Source organism: Niallia sp. NCCP-28 (assembly GCF_023168165.1).
Taxonomy (GTDB): domain Bacteria; phylum Bacillota; class Bacilli; order Bacillales; family Cytobacillaceae; genus Niallia.
In genome coordinates this window covers 196,087-214,019 of sequence record NZ_BQYJ01000001.1, presented here as the reverse complement: position 1 = coordinate 214,019, position 17,933 = coordinate 196,087, and the positions used below count along the sequence as shown (strand labels likewise).

The window sequence follows — 17,933 nt, the reverse complement described above, 5'->3', positions numbered from 1 at the left end:
GTCACAAAATGATGAGGAGAAATGAGAAGTCTTATGGTGGGGAGAAAGTTCAGTTCGCTTCGAACTTGCTGAAGAAGAAGGCTGTTTTTTTGCAATTAAAAGAGCTAAATGAGCGTATGGCAAAAGCTCTAGCAGACTGGCATGAATATTTGGAGTTATTGGAAGCTTTAAAAGGGAAAGAACTGGATTTTTCGATGAAAAGATGGGAAAATTGGCACAATGAATATATAAAGGTTTTGAAGCAGTTCATAGGTTGAAAATCCACAGATTCAATAAATAAGCAGGAGGATGTTTTATGGAAATAGGAATCAGCACATTTGTAGAAACCACACCAGATGTGGACACAGGGAAAGTGATTGCTCATGCTGAGCGGCTTCGGGAAGTGGTGGAAGAAATTATTCTTGCGGATCAAGTAGGATTAGATATTTTTGGTGTCGGCGAACATCATCGGGAAGATTTTGCTGCTTCTTCTCCAGCAATAGTTTTAGCAGCAGCAGCACCCCAAACTAAACGAATCCGGTTGACAAGTGCTGTTACAGTGCTGTCATCAGCAGATCCGGTTCGAGTATTTCAAGACTTTGCAACACTTGATGGCATTTCAAATGGTCGGGCAGAAATTATGGCGGGAAGAGGTTCTTTTATTGAGTCATTTCCTTTATTTGGATATGAGTTAACGGACTATGATAAGCTATTTGAAGAGAAGTTGGAACTTTTATTAAAACTGCGGGAATCAGAAAAAGTAACATGGAAAGGAGGGTATCGTCCAGCCATCCATAATCGAGGAGTTTATCCTCGACCAGTGCAAAATCCATTGCCGGTATGGATCGGCAGCGGCGGCAACTCTGAATCAGTTGTTCGTGCAGGTTTATTAGGTCTGCCTCTTGTTTTAGCCATTATTGGCGGCAGTCCTAGACAATTTGCTCCCCTTGTTGATCTTTATAAAAAAGCTGCTAAACATGCAGGTTATAATCCCGATGATTTGCCAGTCGCCTCTCATTCCCATGGATTTGTAGCAGAGACAACACAAATGGCAAAAGATAAGTTTTTCCGGCCAACTCAGCAAGTCATGAATCAGCTGGGAAAAGAAAGAGGATGGGGGCCATATACTCGAGACACCTTTGACAATGCCTGCACATTAGAAGGAGCATTATATGTAGGAGATGTTAAGGAAGTAGCAGAAAAAATTATTCATCTACGCAAAAATGTCGGTATTACTCGTTTTATGCTTCATGTTCCAGTTGGCACAATGCCTCATGCTGATGTAATGAAAGCGATCGAATTATTAGGAAAAGAAGTAGCTCCGATTGTAAAAAAAGAAGTTAGCCATTGGGAAAAAGAGAATAAGAAATAGAAAAGCACTTTTTCAGTAGAATAAAAAATGCCCATTTGATTTTTTCCAATGGGCATTTTTGCCGTGTAAATAAATCACTATTATTTTTTTGGAAACTTATTAACGATAAGAGAATAATTTGAAGTATTATCGAAAATCTGCGGAGTTAATCGATCTTAATAAAAAAAGCTAGTTGCAAAAAAATAAGTAGATAATTCTGTACATCTAAAAATAGATGTGCTAAAATCACCATAAAAGTTGCATTAGGGAAAAATAATTAGTTTCAGTAAATAAACTTGTCTCAATGAAAGAGGGATGGAAATGGAAATTATAAGGGTTAAAGATTTAGCGGTTTCTTATAGGGGCAATCCTGCTTTATTCGATTTAAGTGTAGAGTTGGAAAGCGGCAGATTAATAGGAATTGTTGGCCCAAATGGAGCAGGGAAATCTACATTTATGAAAGCGTTGCTGGAGTTGACGCCAAAAGATAAGGGGAAAGTGGAGATATTTCAGGAACCAGTCAAAAAAAATAAAAAAAGAATCGCTTATGTGCCACAGCGCAGCAATATTGACTGGACATTTCCCATTACAGTTATTGATACGGTGCTATTAGGTACGTATCCTTTGTTAGGACTCTTTCATAGACCTGGGAAAAAAGAAAAAGCATGGGCCTATGAATGTTTAAAAAGGGTCGGCATGGAAGCTTACGCCAAAAGGCAAATTGGTGAATTGTCAGGTGGGCAGCAGCAGCGTGTATTTATGGCAAGAGCACTTGCCCAAAAACCGAAGCTTTATCTTTTAGATGAACCTTTTGTCGGAATTGATATGGCCAGTGAAGAAGTGATTGTCCAAATTCTTAAAGAATTAAAAGACGAAGGCAGCACAGTTTTGGTGGTCCACCATGATTTAAGTAAGGTGGAAAAGTATTTTGATGATCTTGTTTTATTAAATAAAACGATTATTAAAGCAGGTCCTGTTCATGAAGTGTTTACACGGAAATATATTATGCAGGCATATGATGCAGAATTTCAATTTCAATCTTTTTTGCAAGAGGAAATATTTCAGCAGTCTGTTAATTCAGAGCAAGTATAGAAAGGAGAATAAATGATGGAATTTATCCAGGCAGTAATGGATTATGCATTTTTGCAAAAAGCATTGGTCACATCAGTAATGGTAGGAATTATTTGCGGAGTAATTGGAAGCTTTATTATTTTAAGGGGCATGTCTTTGATGGGGGATGCAATCAGTCATGCTGTGTTGCCTGGTGTCGCCATTTCCTATATCTTTGGAATTAATTTCTTTTTTGGGGCAGTAATCAGTGGACTTATAGCAGCACTTGGCATTGGTTATGTCAGCCAAAACAGCAGAATAAAAAATGATGCGGCAATCGGCATTATGTTCAGTACGTTTTTTGCACTAGGAATTATCTTAATAACAATGGTGAAAAGTTCCAGTGATCTCTATCATATTTTATTTGGCAACGTGCTTGCAGTGCGATCGTCAGATATGTGGATTACCTTTTTTATCGGTGTGTTTATCTTGATTATTGTATTTGCCTTTTTTAAAGAATTGTTAGTAAGTTCCTTTGATCCCACCATGTCACAAGCATATGGACTTCCCAATAAAATAATCCATTATTTGATTATGACATTATTAACCTTGGTGACAGTTGCTTCCTTGCAGACTGTAGGAATTGTTCTTGTTGTAGCTATGTTGATTACACCGGCATCTACTGCGTATTTATTAACAAATCGTTTATCTGTCATGATAAGTCTTGCAGTAATTTTTGGCACCTTGTCTTCTGTTATCGGCCTTTATTACAGCTATATTTATAACTTGGCATCTGGTGCAACCATTGTTGTAATTTCTACAATATTTTTTCTGATTGCCTTTATTTTTTCTCCAAAACAAGGGGTTTTGTGGAATAAATTGCGAGCATATAAACAACGTGGATTATCACGTTAATATAAAAAGGAGGAACTTTTTATGAGAAAATGGTTATACAGAGGATTTCTTTTGCTAGTGTGTATGTTTGTATTTACTGGATGCAGCCAAACAACAAAGGAAAAGCAATCTGATGGAAAGGTGAAAATTGTTGCGACTTATTCTATTCTTGCTGACATCATTGAAAATGTAGGAGGCGAGCATGTAACTGTTCATTCGATTGTGCCAGTTGGCAAAGATCCTCATGAATATGATCCACTTCCTGCTGATATTCGTGCAAGTACAGATGCAGATATGATTTTTTACAATGGCCTAAACTTAGAGACAGCAAATGGCTGGTTTAATAAAATGCTAGAGACAGCAGGGAAAAAGGATAAAGAAGGAGAAGAGGTTTTTCGTATCAGCAAAGGGGTTGCACCTAAGTATTTGACATCTAAAGGGAAAGAAACAGAACAAGATCCCCATGCATGGCTGGATTTAAACAATGGCATAAAATATGCAGAAAATGTAAGGGATGCATTAATTAAAAAAGATCCAAAAAATAAAGAGGCATATGAGGAAAATGCGGATAAATATATTAGCAGTTTGCGTGAATTGCATGAAGAGGCAAAAGCAAAATTTGCTGATATTCCAGAAAAACGCCGGATGTTGGTAACAAGTGAAGGAGCTTTTAAATACTTTGCAGAAGCATATGGCTTAAAAGCAGAATATATTTGGGAAATCAATACAGAAAGCCAGGGAACAAGCGCTCAAGTAAAACGAATTGTTGATATTATTAGAGAAGGCAATGTACCTGCGTTATTTGTGGAATCAAGTGTAGATCCACGAAGCATGGAAATGGTTTCAAATGATTCAGGTGTTAAAATAAAAGGAAAAGTATTCACTGATTCTGTTGGAAAACCAGGATCAGACGGAGACAGTTACTTAAAAATGGTGAAATGGAATTTGGATACCATTCATGAAGGGCTGGCAGAATAGGCGAGCAAAGTAACTTCTTTCTACAGAAACAAATTTGTCTATTTGGTTTTATTTCTTGTGCTATTGCTTTAATTTTTCAATGGATTGTTTCATTTTTGTTCGAATAGTTATTTTTCGACAAAAAACGGTTATTCGACTTAATCTTTTCATAAAAAAGCTGCAAAACATGACCAGCTATGTTTGCAGCTTTTTTATACAAATTATTCTGCTTGAGCAACTATTTCGAGCGTTCCGTCTTCTGCATAATGAATAATATTGATGATTTTATAATGAACTTTATCTATTTTGACCGTTTCACCGATAGATGGAGGAATTTGATAAATGATTTGTTTTGATTGCCAGCCCTTCATTTTATGATGATACAAGGTATTAAGCCTTACCATTATATTACCCCCTTATTAATAAGGATATTGCTCTTCATTAAATTATATGGAGGATTCCAACAGATATTTTTATTAATTTAGATTTTAGGATGAAATTTAATTTTGGAGAAGGTATATACATAAAAAGAGCTTCTTCATCAAAAAGAATTTCCGGCTTAGAACTTAACTGATATGTCTGACGTACAATAAAGTATGTTTGTTGATAAATTAAGTTTGGAAGTGAAAAATAAATGTTCTATATGAGAGAAGTATATCGAATTTTACCTAATCAATTAAATAAATTCAATGATTTTTTTCATAAATACTTGCTGCCCAATCAATTAAAAAATGGTGCAAAATTAATGGGCAGATGGACAACAGAGCTGCAAGATGAGATTATAGCGATTTGGGAGTATCCGAACTATGAAGAATATTTAAAAATTGAAGACAGAGTAGTCAAAGATGAGATGCATAAGAGATTAAAAACTCAACAACATCAAGATGGAAAGATGTTTATTGATATGAGAAAAGATATTTTGACCTCAACAGGAGCTTATCATATCCCAAAACAGGCTGTAGCGGTTAGTGGTTATATTACAAATGATAAAAATGAAACTTTATTAGTCAAAACATATTGGAGAAAGGATACATGGGAACTTCCTGGCGGTGGAGCAGATGATGGTGAGACATTGGACGCAACGTTACGTCGTGAAATTTATGAAGAAACTGGGATTAAAGTTAAGCTGCTGGGTGTGTCTGGTGTGTATTCAAATGGAAGCACATTATCAATCGTATTTCTTGGGAAATGTATTGGCGGTAATTTAACAACATCCAATGAAACGGAGGAAGTTGGTTTTATAGCATTAAACTCGTCAAATATTTCACAGTATATAAAAAGAGGAAAATTTCTTCCAAGAGTATTAGATGCCATGAAAGGAAAGTGCGTTCCCTATGAAGCTTTTAAAGTGCGTCCTTATGAGCTGCTGCAAAGATATAATGGCAATTTAGAAAATGATTAATATTGGAATCATATAGAATGAATCAAGAACTAATGAGTTAACGTTATCTTATTTATTAAAGGGATTTTGGTTCACTAAAAACCCCTTTAGAAGTGGTTGTTTAATGAAAAATTTGGAAAAACAAAGACTAGCCAAAGTATTACATTTAGTAGTATGGCTAGCCCTATGCTTATTAGCACACTTATTAGACAGCCTTGTCTCACGCATAATCACCTCTTAATAATTATGTTACTGGTTTATCCATAGAGATATATAATAAAACCTGATTTCTAAAAACCTTATAATTTTCCTTCTATATTTTATTGGCTAGGATACAGCAGTTCGATCGGTGAATATCCATTCTTCATTAATTGAATGACAGCAGCCTCTACAATTTAATTAATTGAAAATTTGATAAAAGGTGAAAATTGATCTATCGTTTTTGACTGGCCTTCAGCAGAATTTTAAAAAGGAGATTATCTGTTTTTTTATGGATGAAAATTGGATATTGAAAATGAAGAGATGATAATTATGGATACAAATAAAAGAAAATCGGTATTGGAGCATGCTCAAGGAAACATAGACAATCCTGATCAATATCCAACCGAAAATGAGAGTTTATTTGATAAATGTAAAAAGGAAGCAAACCGTTGATTTTATTCCAATAGAGGATTTAAAAGAAGAAAAATAATGCTTAAAACATGGTAGAAGAGTATAAAAATCGCTGTATATAAACAAAATGAAACAGCCTATCGCCGCTACTGTACCGACACTCAGCTGTTTAATAAGTATTGTATCATTAAAAGGAGGCACCGCTGCCTTAGTATAACATTTTTATTATTATCATTTTATTTTTAGCTTACATATAATCGCAAACAAAATCTTCAAAATAAAGCCAGTGATAATATTCAATCTGTGGATCTGCCATCTCAGCAATTTCTTTTTGATTGAATTTTTGGTTTTTTAACAAATCTTTTACTTTGTCTTCTCTTGCTAATTCCATATTAATTCCTCCTTATGTATAAGAAGGAAATTTAATGGAGAAATAAACAAAGCCATTAATCTTACAGAATATCAATGGTTGATGTTTTATCCTTGTGTATACTTTATGGCTATGTGGGATGCATATAAAGATGTGGGTGGGAATAAAGAACCATATTAATACCTGCCATTTGCAGTATCAGCGTTTTTTGTTACAGCAGGGCTTATATACTCATAAAGAGTATGATTATTTGGAGTAGTGTTAGATACTAGGTGTTTTCCACTGTTATGTGTTATCTCAGGACTTTCTATAGGGCTGCTGTTAAAAGTAATATTAAAAAAGCTAACTCATCCGTAAAGCATTGCTGCTACAATACAAGTGAATTTTTTATAGGTTCTTGACTATTGTACAATCCGTTTTTTCCTTTCCTTCATAGTATAAAAAGAAACAAAAACACAGCTATGCAAAGGAGGAGAATAGATAATTGAGTGACAGAACTACCTTTTTTAAATCTCCCAAAGGACCGAAGGGGAAAATCATAACCGGAAATTTGAAGGCATTCCGATCGGATCCACCTGGATTTCTTACGCAATTGGCAACAGAGTTCGGTGAGGTTGTAAAATTCCGTTTTGGCCCATTGCAAAATTTTTATTTAGTCTCAGATCCAGAAATGATCAAACAAGTACTCGTAACAAAACAGAAAAATTTCATGAAGTCGGATGATTTTAAGGCTTTAAAACCCATATTTGGAGAAGGGCTTCTTACGAGCGACAAAGAATTTCACATGCAGCAAAGAAGACTGATTCAACCAGCTTTCAAAAAATCACATATTATCGATTATGGCCAGAATATGATTGATATAGCAAGCGATTATTTGTCGACGTGGCAAGATGGAGAAGAACGAATCATCACTCAGGACATGATGAGCATCACGCTCGGTGTCATCTGTAAGACGATGTTCAACATTGATTTCAAAGAGGGTTACCAAAAAATCGGGCAACCGATAGAGACGGCCATGAACTTGGCTGTTAGAAGAATGAGAAGTCTTATCCAGCTGCCATTATGGATTCCAACCAAAAGGAATCGTAATTTTAAAAAGGCGATAAGAGCACTTGATTGCATAATTGCCGACATTATCCAAAAACGTAGGAATGATCCAGAGAAGCATGAGGATATGCTTGGCATCATCATGGACGCTCGTGATGATATAGATGGTTTAGGCATGTCAGACAAGCAGGTCCGTGACGAACTGATGACCATCTTTATTGCCGGACATGAAACTACCGCAAACGCTTTGTCATGGACATTGTATTTGCTTTCCCAACATCCTGAGGTGGAAGCGAAGATGTACGAGGAAATAGATAGGGTAATTGGAAGCCGCCCGCTAGCACCAAGTGACTTTATGCAATTAACTTACACACAAAATATCATGTGGGAGTCGATGCGCCTGTATCCGCCAGCCTTTGTCACTAGCCGAAAAGTAGATAAAGATGTGGAGATAAAAGGTTATCTTTTCAAAAAAGGCGATGTAATCCTTGTAAGCCAATATGTCATGCACAGAAAGCCAGAATACTTTCAAAATCCGACCTCTTTCATTCCAGAAAGATTTGAAAATAATTTTATAAAAACTATTCCTTCTTATGCTTTTTTTCCGTTTGGCGGTGGTCCAAGGGTCTGTATTGGCAATCACTTCGCATTGATGGAGGCAGTGCTTGTGCTAGTCACCATTGCACAGCGATTCCGGCTTAAACTGGCACCAGACCACCATATAGTAAAGACCTATCCTACCATTACCCTCAGACCGAAGCGTGGTTTGCGGATGATTATACAAGATAGAAACCTGAAAAAGGAGCCCTCTTTAAAGCAGCTATGATAGCATGTGCCGATAAATTGAAACTTCAATCAGTAGGGATTTTCCACATTCCCCACTGATTGCTAGTGGAACCAATCACGCTTTTACTCAGGAAATTTCTACCTATCTGGATTTTTTGTTTTCTCTCATCATCTCTTAGGTGGAGGGAAAAAGCCCGTTAATGGGTGATGAATTTTTTAAAAAATAACCATAATGCTTTTTCGAAGTGTCTGATGATGAAACCCGCTGACAGCAGATTTTAATATATATTGTATGCAGCATCGCTGGTGTTTAAAGCTATGCATTCAAAGGAAAAGAGAAAATTTTGCTCAAGTTATGTAAAAATTATTTTCTGCTTGCCAAATACAGTCGAAGAAACCATTAATTATTATAGCTGTATATAAATAAAATTAAACAGCCTACCACCGGCACTATGCCGATAATCAGCTGTTTAATAAGATGTTTGTTTTTTACTGTATCAATAAGGGGAGGCGCTGCTGCCTTAGTATAACATTTTTATCATTTTATTTTTAGCTTACATATAATCGCAAACAAAATCTTCAAAATAAAGCCAGTGATAATATTCAATCTGTGGATCTGTCATCTCAGCAATTTCCTTTTGATTGAATTTTTGGTTTTTTAACAAATCTTTTACTTTGTCTTCTCTTGCTAATTCCATGTTAATTCCTCCTTATGTATAAGAAGTAACTGTATAATTGAAAACGTTTACTTTGTTTTCTTATTTTTATTATATATCTCATATCGGCATTAAACAAATATCAATTTGAGATTGTTTTTTCGGAAATAATATAGAAATGTTATTTATCTGTTTTAAACACTAATAAATTTTTTACTGACCGTTGCAGCAGCGGCTTTCTATTTTTCCAAAAGGTGCTTACCCTGCGAGAAATCTGAAAAAGATGATGATATAGAAAGAGAAGTTGAATATATAAGCTTTGTGGACTTCATCAATAGCATGGATCTAGTGAAACAAAGTGGGCTCATGTTTTCACTTGATAGCATAAAAAATTGTGATATGAAACGAATGAGTCTTGATGATAAGCATTTCGCTCTTTTAAGAGGGATTTTGAGAATGGGAAATCTGAGACTATGTCCTGTATTTGCTAATTTTATCTAAGGGTTTAAGATAACTTGCTTGCACCACTGATATCAAAATCATCAGTTAGAGTTATAATAGAGGCGATTATTACGCGACTCGAAAAGATTCTTTTAATCGTGTTTATTGGCAGCAAAGAGGATATTATTTTATCCAGCATTAACGGGCAGTAAAACCCTACTGATTGAAGTTTCATTTTATGTTGAATTTAGAAATGATGATTTGCAAACACTGAAAATATCATGAGATTTTCAAAAGAGGTGAACACTAAATAAAAAAAGAAAGGAGAGATACTTATACACTGATAATCTAGAAAGTACTCTTATATAGCATATATTTATTTTTTCCACTAAATTCTATAATAGTTAATTCTAAGTTTTTTTATAGCCAAAAGAAAACACAGATGTTATTTTAGTATTTAGTTTTAAATGATATCTAGGAGGAAAACCATGGATCTATTTTTATTTTTATTGTTAAGTATTTTTATATGTCTCTTCTCACTATTTTTTATTATGTATATTAATAATATAAGTGCAAAAAGAAATTATAATGAGTTTACCCTTAATGCATTTCTAGCAATAAATTGCGGCATCTTAATCACTTTAATACCATATTTATGCCTTTTAGGAACCAATGCTATAGATTTTGGAACAGAAACTTTACTGTTATTATTAAAGAATGGTTTAGTCAGTATTCTCTTTTGCTTTATATGTTTTGGACTGTTGAATATTCCTGAGAAACTTCCTGTAAAGCTAAAAAATTATAAAACCAGTAAACAAAAAGAACTATATACATATTTTTTAATCGGTGTTTTTGGAGCTGTATTTATATTAGGATTTACTTATTCTTTTATCCATTCATTAAAAATTCCAATATTTTTAATAAAAGAACATGCAATTATATCGTTTGTATTGTTGGCAGCTTCCATTTATACTTTAGCAAGAATATATGAACATCTCTATATGGATAAATTAATTATCAAAAGACATATATCTCCTTTTAAAATATTTTTTCTTTTTTTTATGTTCAGCATTTGCATAAATTCCAGTGTTTATATTTTTATAATAAGTCTTTTTTTAAAAATGAACTTTTATATGGGGACAATGGCATTAGTTAGTGTTGTAGCTTTGTTGCTCCTCACTATTCATTATATAGAAAATCAGCTTATTTATCAGCAAGGTCAATTAGAGCATAAAAATGAAGTTCTTACCATCAATGAGCAGCATTACCGGTCTCTTTTTGAAAATAATCCTGATGCAGTGTTCACTTTAGACCTTCAAGGGAACTTTATTGCTTTAAATTCATCAGTTCTGCCATTGACTGGCCTTACATTAGATGAGCTGCTTCCATTAACATTATCAGATTTATTAATTGAAGATGAAAAGCAAAAATGGAATGAGATACTTCAAGAAGTATATAAAGGCAGCAATGCTAATTTTAGAACAATAATGTCTACAAAAAACGAAAAATCAGTAAAACTAAAGGTTACTGCATTACCTATTAAAATTAATGAAGAGATTACGGGAGCCTATTTTATTGCACAGGATATAACCGAACAAGTTGAAATGCAAGAAAAAATAAAATTCTTAGCTTATCATGATGAATTAACCGGGTTATTAAATCGAAGAGGAATCTATCGTGAAGTAGAAAAACATAGTAATTCTGCAACTTTATATGCAACTATTCTGATAGATATTGATATGTTTAAAGACATAAATGATCATCTTGGCCATATAGCTGGAGATATTTTTCTTCAGCAAGTCGCTGCAAGATTAAAAAACTCAATGGAAAGCAAAGGACTAATTGCGAGAATGGGGGGAGATGAATTTTTAATATGCCTTACGGAAATTCGGAATAAATTAGAAGTATTAGATGTAATACAAAATATTCAATCAGAAATGAAAGAGCCATTTAAAATTCAAGAATCATTAAAAAATATTACATTAAGTATAGGGGTTTCTTATTATCCCAGTGATGGAGAAGACATTAATACCTTGATAAAGCATGCTGATATGGCAATGTATAAAGCAAAGAAATCTGGAAGAAACAATTATATTCAATATTCTTCTGAGTTTGAAGAAGAGAAATTAAAACAAATAAATATGCTTGACGAATTAAAGTTGGCAATCGAACAAAAGCAATTTATATTATACTTTCAGCCTAAACATAGTTCCATTGATTATAAGATTGTGGGAGTAGAAACATTAATCAGATGGAATCATCCTATAAGAGGAATTATCAGTCCAGGCGAATTTATTCCTCTAGCAGAAGAAACTGGTCTAATCATTCCACTTAGCGATTGGATTATTGAAGAAGCGTGTAAAATTTTTTCTGGGTGGATTTCGCAGTATCATGTTGATTTTCATTTATCCATTAACATATCTCCAATCCACTTCTTAGACAGTAATTTTATTGATTATTTATTAGAACAATTGAAAAAATATCAACTTCCGTCTTTTATGTTAGATATGGAAATCACGGAGAGTTTAGCGATAGATAACACAGAATTGACCAGAAGAAAAATCAATATACTTAAAGAAAAGGGATTTCAGGTATCCATGGATGATTTCGGTACAGGCTATACATCCTTAACTTATTTATCTAAATTTAATTTAGATAGAATTAAAATTGATCGATCCTTTATCAATGGATTGCCAAATAATAAAAATAATGGAGCGATAGTACAATCATTGATATCGGTTGCTGAGAATTTAGGTATTATAGTAACAGCAGAAGGAGTTGAACAGAAAGAACAGGTGCTAATTCTTAATGAATGGGGATGCCATGAGGTGCAAGGGTTTTATTTTAGCAAGCCTTTATCTGCAGAAGATATTATTGATTATTGGCTTTTAAATAAAAGTGAATAAGAGGTTTTTATTAACATGAAACCTTAAATAAGGGATTCCTTTTTTGTCCAACTAAGTTGCAGTCTATTCGATGTTCCCGAAAATAACTTAAAAAATATTTCTGATTTAGATAATAAGAAAACGTTTAAATCATTTAGCCTGCAGAGTATAGAAAGTTATACTCTGCTTTTTTTGAAGGGAAAAATTGTAACTTTTTTCAAACCTTAAACGAATAATAAGTGAAAACATAACAAGGAGGGAAAAGTTTGATTGACTTAAAGAATTTGGAGTCCAGTATAGTTGCTATTTACAAAAATCACTATTTAGATGTGTATAGATTTCTTGTTTGTTTTACAGGAAATCAAAACGATGCAGAGGATTTGACGCAAGAAGTATTTATTCGTGTATTAAAAAGTTTGCCCAGCTTTAATGGAGAAAATAATTTGAAAACATGGATTTTTTCCATCGCCAAACATACAGCAGTTGATCATTATAGAAAAAAAAGATTTTATTCTATTTTTAAGGATGGATTTTTTAAACAATTAGAATCAAAGGAAAAAAAACCTGATGAAGAAATGGAAATGAATGCAATGAAAAAAATGGTCCATGAATCTGTTGCTAAATTAAAGCCTAATTATAGGGCGGTTGTTATACTTCGTGGCATAAATGAATTTTCCATAAAAGAGACATCTGCAATTTTGCAATGCAGTGAATCCAAAGTGAAAGTAGATTATCATAGAGCCTTAAAAGACCTCAAAAGAAAATTAAATATGAATATCGAGGAGGTTTTAATCCATGCAAAATGAAAAAGACTTATTTGAAATGATAAAGAATATGCATCCCAAAAGTCCAAACAAAGAGTTTATTATTGCAACTGAAAATAAGCTTAGACAAAAAGCACGCAGTATGAAGAGAAAATTGATGATAAAAAAAGTATCTGCCATTTCAAGTGGTGTTTTATTTTTTGCATTTGCTTTTTCTTGGTTATTTTTATTTAGTGGAAAAGAGGTAATGACAAATGCTTTATATAATCTTGGAGAGGAATCTTTCTCTATACTTGATGATAATAGGAAAGAAAAAAATCCATTAGTGTTTATTTATCATTCCCATAATACTGAATCCTTTATTCCAGAACTTAATGTAAAAAGTGCCAATGAAGCAATTAGCGATACTAAAAATGTCACATTGATTGGAAAAGAGTTGAGCAGGGCATTAAAAGAAAATAATATCAGCACCATCCACGATGATACAGATGTAGCTGGAATTTTAAAGGAACGAAATTTATCATTTTTGGACTCTTATATAGTGTCAAGAGAAGTATTGCAAGATACATTAAAGGACAATAAGAGTATAGCAATGATCTTTGATATTCACAGAGACTTTAATGATAGAAAAACTACAACTATTAATATAGAGGGCAAAGATTTTGGGAGAATTGTATTTGTTGTATCTAAAACAAGTGATAATTATGAAGCAAATAGAGAATTCGCCATGATTCTCCATAAAAGATTAGAAGAATTATATCCTGGATTATCAAGAGGTGTAGTGGAAAAAGGAGTAAACCCTCGAAATACCTATAATCAAGATGTTCAAAAAAATTCTGTTTTATTAGAAATTGGCGGAGTAGAAAACACACTGGAAGAGGCATATAGAACAACGGATATTTTGGCAGAAATAATTAAAGAAACGATAAATGAGAAGGAATCGTAAATTTTCGTAATGCCCAGCCGCATAGCGAGCTCACTTATAAGAACAGCTCCTTCAGTTCTAATCGCTTCCACTGTATGAATTTTACTAGGTGTTAATGGTCCAGCATTTCCAAAATGATGAGGTTTTCGTTCAAGTCGCCGAAGTTGCATAATCAGTCGACCTAAATTGCGACTTCCATTATTCGTATTATTTGGGAGTTGATTTTTATTCATGCAGTTAGTATAGTTTCTAAACCTTTTTTTCGTCAACATAAAATGAATTTCTTATAAGGATTTCTGAAGCTTTTAATGTTTAAGCTATTTTAGCTGAAAGAGTGTCTGTGCTTTAGAATTAGATTTTTTGGGAATAGTTTTTATCAATGGTTATTATGCCTTATAGAAAAGGGGGGATTTTAAACAGAAAGCATACAAACAGGGGAGTATCCATTATGTCATTGTTTTTCTTTTGTTAGGCTTCCTAATGAAATTTTAGGGAATTGATGGAAGCGGTGTTGCTAACAGTGATACTGTTTTTTCCTTTTTTCGAAATCTATGCTCGACCTATGCTAACATTAGAAAAAGAGGCTTTCTTAATCGCAACATTAAGGAGGAATTATCATGCTGCATTCTTTATATTCCATTCAAAAAGTAAAAATGGGTGATAAAACCTTGCTCCGTGAACAAAAGTGGCTGCAGTATCTATATTTAACAAAAGAAAAGAATGTTAATTTAGAACAAGTGGAATCACTTGGAGGAATAAAAGATAATCCTGTCCTTTCCTATATTGAAAAATCATTGGAAATATTAAACGGCAGCCTCAAAGTGAGCGAATACGAAAAAGAAATCATAGAAGAGGTTTTGATTTGGAGCGATGTTGCCAAATGCGGATTGGAGCATAAAAGAAAAGAATGGAAAAATCGTGGCTTTCAATTAGGCATACATAATATTGGATCAGCGCAGATTTATGCAGATGAAAAAATGGCTATTCCAATTAAAGAGCGAGTATTAGATAATGAAGAGCTTGTTTATATTTTAATCTCCACTCATGGGCTGATAGGACAATTTATTAGAGGAGAAGTTCGATTTCGCCAATTAGAGCCTTTAATGGATTTTCTTCATCAAAATAGGGAGACATATCCAATAAATATAGGCAATATGCTGTATGTTCTCAATCAGTGCATTATTGAAGCTGTTTCAGCCGCTACTTGGAATGAGGTCCAAGGAGAAGTAGGGGATGTAATTAATTGGATTTTGAAAGGGGAAAGAGGGAAAGAATATCTTTTAAAGAAAAGGATTATGAAATTAAGAAAATCCTCCATTAAAAATGGCGAAAACTTTAATCTGTTATATGACCGATATTTTTCGGATAAAAAACTAAAAAAGTTATTCCAAACTTTTTTTAGAAAAACAGATATGTGGTATGTAGAGGCAGCACTCCATGATTTCTCTTTTGATGAATTTTTGAAAATTTTTCTATTAATTTATCAAAAGGCAAATCCTTTAACTTTAAAGCAAATTAGTTTTGAGCCTTTTATGAAGGATATCTATTATGATTATAAAGGCAAAAAAATGATTAACTTATATAAAAAAAGAATAATAGAAGCCTATTTGAAAGAACTGAATATAGAAGATTTGATGAAAGGCAAATATGTACAGAATGAGCATGTAGAATTGGCGATTGTTGCAATGAATCAATTGGATGAAATAATAGGAGCAAAGTTTATTTACTCTAAAGCAGGAGAAAAATTAATTGAATTTTGTCAGGAAGCAGAAAAGTCTCCATTGTATGAACGTTCTATTATTCTCTTATATGACTTCTTTGGCTTTAGGAAAGATGGTTTTGATCGGCTGCACAATGAACACATCTATTTGTCTGACATGAATAATTCGCAAAACCATAAAAAAGTGATTGCAGAATATGCGGTAGGGAGTAAGATGCTGGATATAGGTGCAGGCGGCGGCATTATGTTAGATGTATTGTCTGAATATCATCCAAATGCGACGGTAATCGGCATTGATATCTCCACCAATGTAATAGAAGAATTAGAAAGGAAAAAAATTAGGGAAAAGAAGCGTTGGTTGGTTAAACAAGCAGATGCTCTATTACTAAAGGATTTTTATGAAATAAATAGTATTGATACGATTGTATTTTCTTCTATTCTGCATGAAATGTATTCCTATATTCCTTATAAGGGGAAAAAATTCAATGCAGAAGTAATCATCGATAGTCTGAAAAGCGCTTTTGAAGTTTTGAAACCAGGTGGAAGAATTATTATCAGGGATGGAATTATGACAGAGCCGAAAGATCAAATAAGAATAATGGAATTTTATCAATTGAAAGGAATTGAATTTTTTAGAAGGTACGTGAATGACTTTAAAGGGAGAAAAATATCCTATGAACAAATAAATGATTGCACCATTCAATTGCCAATTAATGATTTAATGGAATTTCTTTATACATATACATGGGGAGAGGAGGCATATCCTCATGAAGTTCAAGAGCAATTTGGCTATTTTACGCCAAGCGAGTATAAAGAAGCCATTCAAAATCTTCTTGGGGAAAAGGGACGGTTGCTCATATTTCAGCATTACCTGCAGGATGGCTATGAAGAGCACATTCTGCCACATGTTAAAGTAATGGATAAAGACAGAAATACGGCAAGGCTTCCCGACAGTACGTGTTTTATTGTAATTGAAAAAATTGAATAAGCTGAAAAATCGGCTGCATATTGAAAGGCTAGATGCCAAAGTCAGTAACAGTTTGTTTAGAAGTTAGAATTTGATGCATCTTTTGTATTTTGATAGTCCTTTGTTTTTTCTGCTGGAAATCAACAAAGAACTATCTTTTTTCTTTTTCTCTATATATGCTAAATCTCTTGTTAGATAAGAGTGTCAGTCGTCCAGATACAGAATAATTGATACAATCTAGTTTTTTAATTTCCCATGAGCATCGTAAGCTTTGAAGCAAACTCAGCCTTATTGTCTCTGAAACTAAAAAAGTTTAATAGTCTTTTATTGTATCAAAACTTAATGAATTTTGATGATAGAGCAATTCAAAAAAATTTGACTATATCCAGGTTGGCTTTTGCCGGAGAAAAAGGTTCCCTTGTGTACGGAGAAAGCTTTGGCAGCGTGACCTGGATTACTTAAAAAGAATTGAAACAGTTAGGCTGGGAGATTAAATTTTTACAAGATGAGGGAATGGATTATACAAAAGCAATGCAGCCTATTATCGTTTTGCTTCTTATTAAGCCATGGTTGGATGAATACTTAAAGAGAAAATAGAGATATAAGTTGGACCTAATTTTGGTGCAGCCTTTTGTGTTATATCTTAAATTTACGGTCACCTGCCATAATTTTGATTTATTCAAAGAGGAACGAAAGGATTTTAAAAAAATGCTGAAGAACTTAGTCGGCTGAATTAATTCGCAAGGTGCTAGAACAATCGCTGTTCATAAAGTAAAAGAGATCAAAAAGTTGTTTAATGATGATATTGAAATCGATAGAAAAATAGATATTTTCATCAACAATGCTGACCTTATGAATTGCTAAATCAATTGATCAAATTACGGAAGAGAATTTTGATGCTCAATTTTTAACCAATGTCAAAGGAACTTATGTCGCTATACAAGGGTTATTTCACAAATCGGAAAAAAGGATAAGGATTGAAATTGAGACATATTTCAAAAAAAGTTTTAAAACAGGTAATATAGATAAGGGAATTGGCCAGTTGTCGAAAACCATTCAGTGCTGGTTTAATGCGGTTAGAATACATAAAAGATAAAAAAAGGGGACATTTATTTTATTGTTTTTTAAGATATTTCGAGTGATGCTTT

The 17,933-nt window shown here is 33.4% G+C and carries 15 protein-coding genes and 1 pseudogene; 12 read left to right on the top strand and 4 right to left on the bottom strand.

What is annotated here, in order from left to right:
* The first annotated feature begins 89 nt into the window (after window positions 1-89).
* The 5 genes from NCCP28_RS01000 to NCCP28_RS00980 all read left to right on the top strand — a co-directional run bounded on the left by NCCP28_RS01000 (window position 90) and on the right by NCCP28_RS00980 (window position 4,252).
* Window positions 90-257, top strand: a complete 168-nt coding sequence (locus NCCP28_RS01000; RefSeq protein WP_248559553.1) for a hypothetical protein — start codon at window positions 90-92, stop codon at window positions 255-257.
* Between the two features lie 38 nt (window positions 258-295).
* The gene (locus NCCP28_RS00995) at window positions 296-1,351 is read left to right on the top strand and encodes an LLM class flavin-dependent oxidoreductase (RefSeq protein WP_248559552.1); all 1,056 of its coding nucleotides are present in this window, start codon (window positions 296-298) and stop codon (window positions 1,349-1,351) included.
* A gap of 300 nt (window positions 1,352-1,651) precedes the next feature.
* Window positions 1,652-2,422, top strand: coding sequence for a metal ABC transporter ATP-binding protein (locus NCCP28_RS00990; RefSeq protein ID WP_248559551.1), 771 nt, complete (start codon window positions 1,652-1,654; stop codon window positions 2,420-2,422).
* A 15-nt stretch (window positions 2,423-2,437) separates the two neighbouring features.
* The gene (locus NCCP28_RS00985) at window positions 2,438-3,295 is read left to right on the top strand and encodes a metal ABC transporter permease (protein WP_248560257.1); all 858 of its coding nucleotides are present in this window, start codon (window positions 2,438-2,440) and stop codon (window positions 3,293-3,295) included.
* Window positions 3,296-3,316: 21 nt separating this feature from the next.
* Window positions 3,317-4,252, top strand: a complete 936-nt coding sequence (locus NCCP28_RS00980) for a metal ABC transporter substrate-binding protein (RefSeq protein WP_248559550.1) — start codon at window positions 3,317-3,319, stop codon at window positions 4,250-4,252.
* A 200-nt stretch (window positions 4,253-4,452) separates the two neighbouring features.
* Here the strand turns inward: NCCP28_RS00980 and NCCP28_RS00975 are convergent, their stop codons facing one another.
* Complete coding sequence (locus NCCP28_RS00975) at window positions 4,453-4,635, bottom strand: hypothetical protein (RefSeq protein ID WP_248559549.1); 183 nt, start codon at window positions 4,633-4,635, stop codon at window positions 4,453-4,455.
* 230 nt (window positions 4,636-4,865) lie between these two features.
* Between NCCP28_RS00975 and NCCP28_RS00970 the strand changes: the two genes are divergently transcribed.
* Both NCCP28_RS00970 and NCCP28_RS00965 read left to right on the top strand, forming a co-directional pair.
* Window positions 4,866-5,633 (top strand): NUDIX domain-containing protein, encoded by a 768-nt coding sequence (locus NCCP28_RS00970; RefSeq protein WP_248559548.1) that lies wholly within the window; start codon window positions 4,866-4,868, stop codon window positions 5,631-5,633.
* Between the two features lie 480 nt (window positions 5,634-6,113).
* Complete coding sequence (locus NCCP28_RS00965) at window positions 6,114-6,266, top strand: hypothetical protein (protein WP_248560304.1); 153 nt, start codon at window positions 6,114-6,116, stop codon at window positions 6,264-6,266.
* Between the two features lie 205 nt (window positions 6,267-6,471).
* On the opposite strand, the gene NCCP28_RS00960 is transcribed toward NCCP28_RS00965, so the two are convergent.
* The gene (locus NCCP28_RS00960; RefSeq protein ID WP_248559547.1) at window positions 6,472-6,615 is read right to left on the bottom strand and encodes a hypothetical protein; all 144 of its coding nucleotides are present in this window, start codon (window positions 6,613-6,615) and stop codon (window positions 6,472-6,474) included.
* A gap of 463 nt (window positions 6,616-7,078) precedes the next feature.
* On the opposite strand from NCCP28_RS00960, the gene NCCP28_RS00955 reads away from it, so the two are divergent.
* Window positions 7,079-8,467 (top strand): cytochrome P450, encoded by a 1,389-nt coding sequence (locus tag NCCP28_RS00955; protein ID WP_248559546.1) that lies wholly within the window; start codon window positions 7,079-7,081, stop codon window positions 8,465-8,467.
* 514 nt (window positions 8,468-8,981) lie between these two features.
* On the opposite strand, the gene NCCP28_RS00950 is transcribed toward NCCP28_RS00955, so the two are convergent.
* Entirely contained in the window at window positions 8,982-9,125 is a 144-nt protein-coding gene (locus NCCP28_RS00950) for a hypothetical protein (RefSeq protein WP_248559545.1), read from the bottom strand.
* Between the two features lie 1,541 nt (window positions 9,126-10,666).
* Here NCCP28_RS00950 and NCCP28_RS00945 point away from each other — a divergent pair.
* The 3 genes from NCCP28_RS00945 (at window position 10,667) to spoIIP (ending at window position 14,119) form a co-directional block, all read left to right on the top strand.
* Entirely contained in the window at window positions 10,667-12,430 is a 1,764-nt protein-coding gene (locus tag NCCP28_RS00945; RefSeq protein ID WP_248559544.1) for a sensor domain-containing protein, read from the top strand.
* A 245-nt stretch (window positions 12,431-12,675) separates the two neighbouring features.
* Window positions 12,676-13,215, top strand: coding sequence for an RNA polymerase sigma factor (locus NCCP28_RS00940; protein ID WP_248559543.1), 540 nt, complete (start codon window positions 12,676-12,678; stop codon window positions 13,213-13,215).
* The gene (spoIIP, locus tag NCCP28_RS00935; RefSeq protein WP_248559542.1) at window positions 13,205-14,119 is read left to right on the top strand and encodes a stage II sporulation protein P; all 915 of its coding nucleotides are present in this window, start codon (window positions 13,205-13,207) and stop codon (window positions 14,117-14,119) included. Before NCCP28_RS00940 ends, spoIIP begins: the two co-directional genes overlap by 11 nt.
* A gap of 2 nt (window positions 14,120-14,121) precedes the next feature.
* Here the strand turns inward: spoIIP and NCCP28_RS00930 are convergent.
* Window positions 14,122-14,331 (bottom strand): annotated as a pseudogene (locus NCCP28_RS00930) (MarR family transcriptional regulator); the annotation flags it as partial.
* A gap of 384 nt (window positions 14,332-14,715) precedes the next feature.
* Between NCCP28_RS00930 and NCCP28_RS00925 the strand changes: the two are divergent.
* Window positions 14,716-16,806 carry a class I SAM-dependent methyltransferase gene (locus NCCP28_RS00925; RefSeq protein WP_248559541.1) on the top strand — a complete coding sequence of 697 codons (2,091 nt, stop codon included), beginning with the start codon at window positions 14,716-14,718 and terminating at the stop codon, window positions 16,804-16,806.
* Window positions 16,807-17,933 lie beyond the last annotated feature (1,127 nt).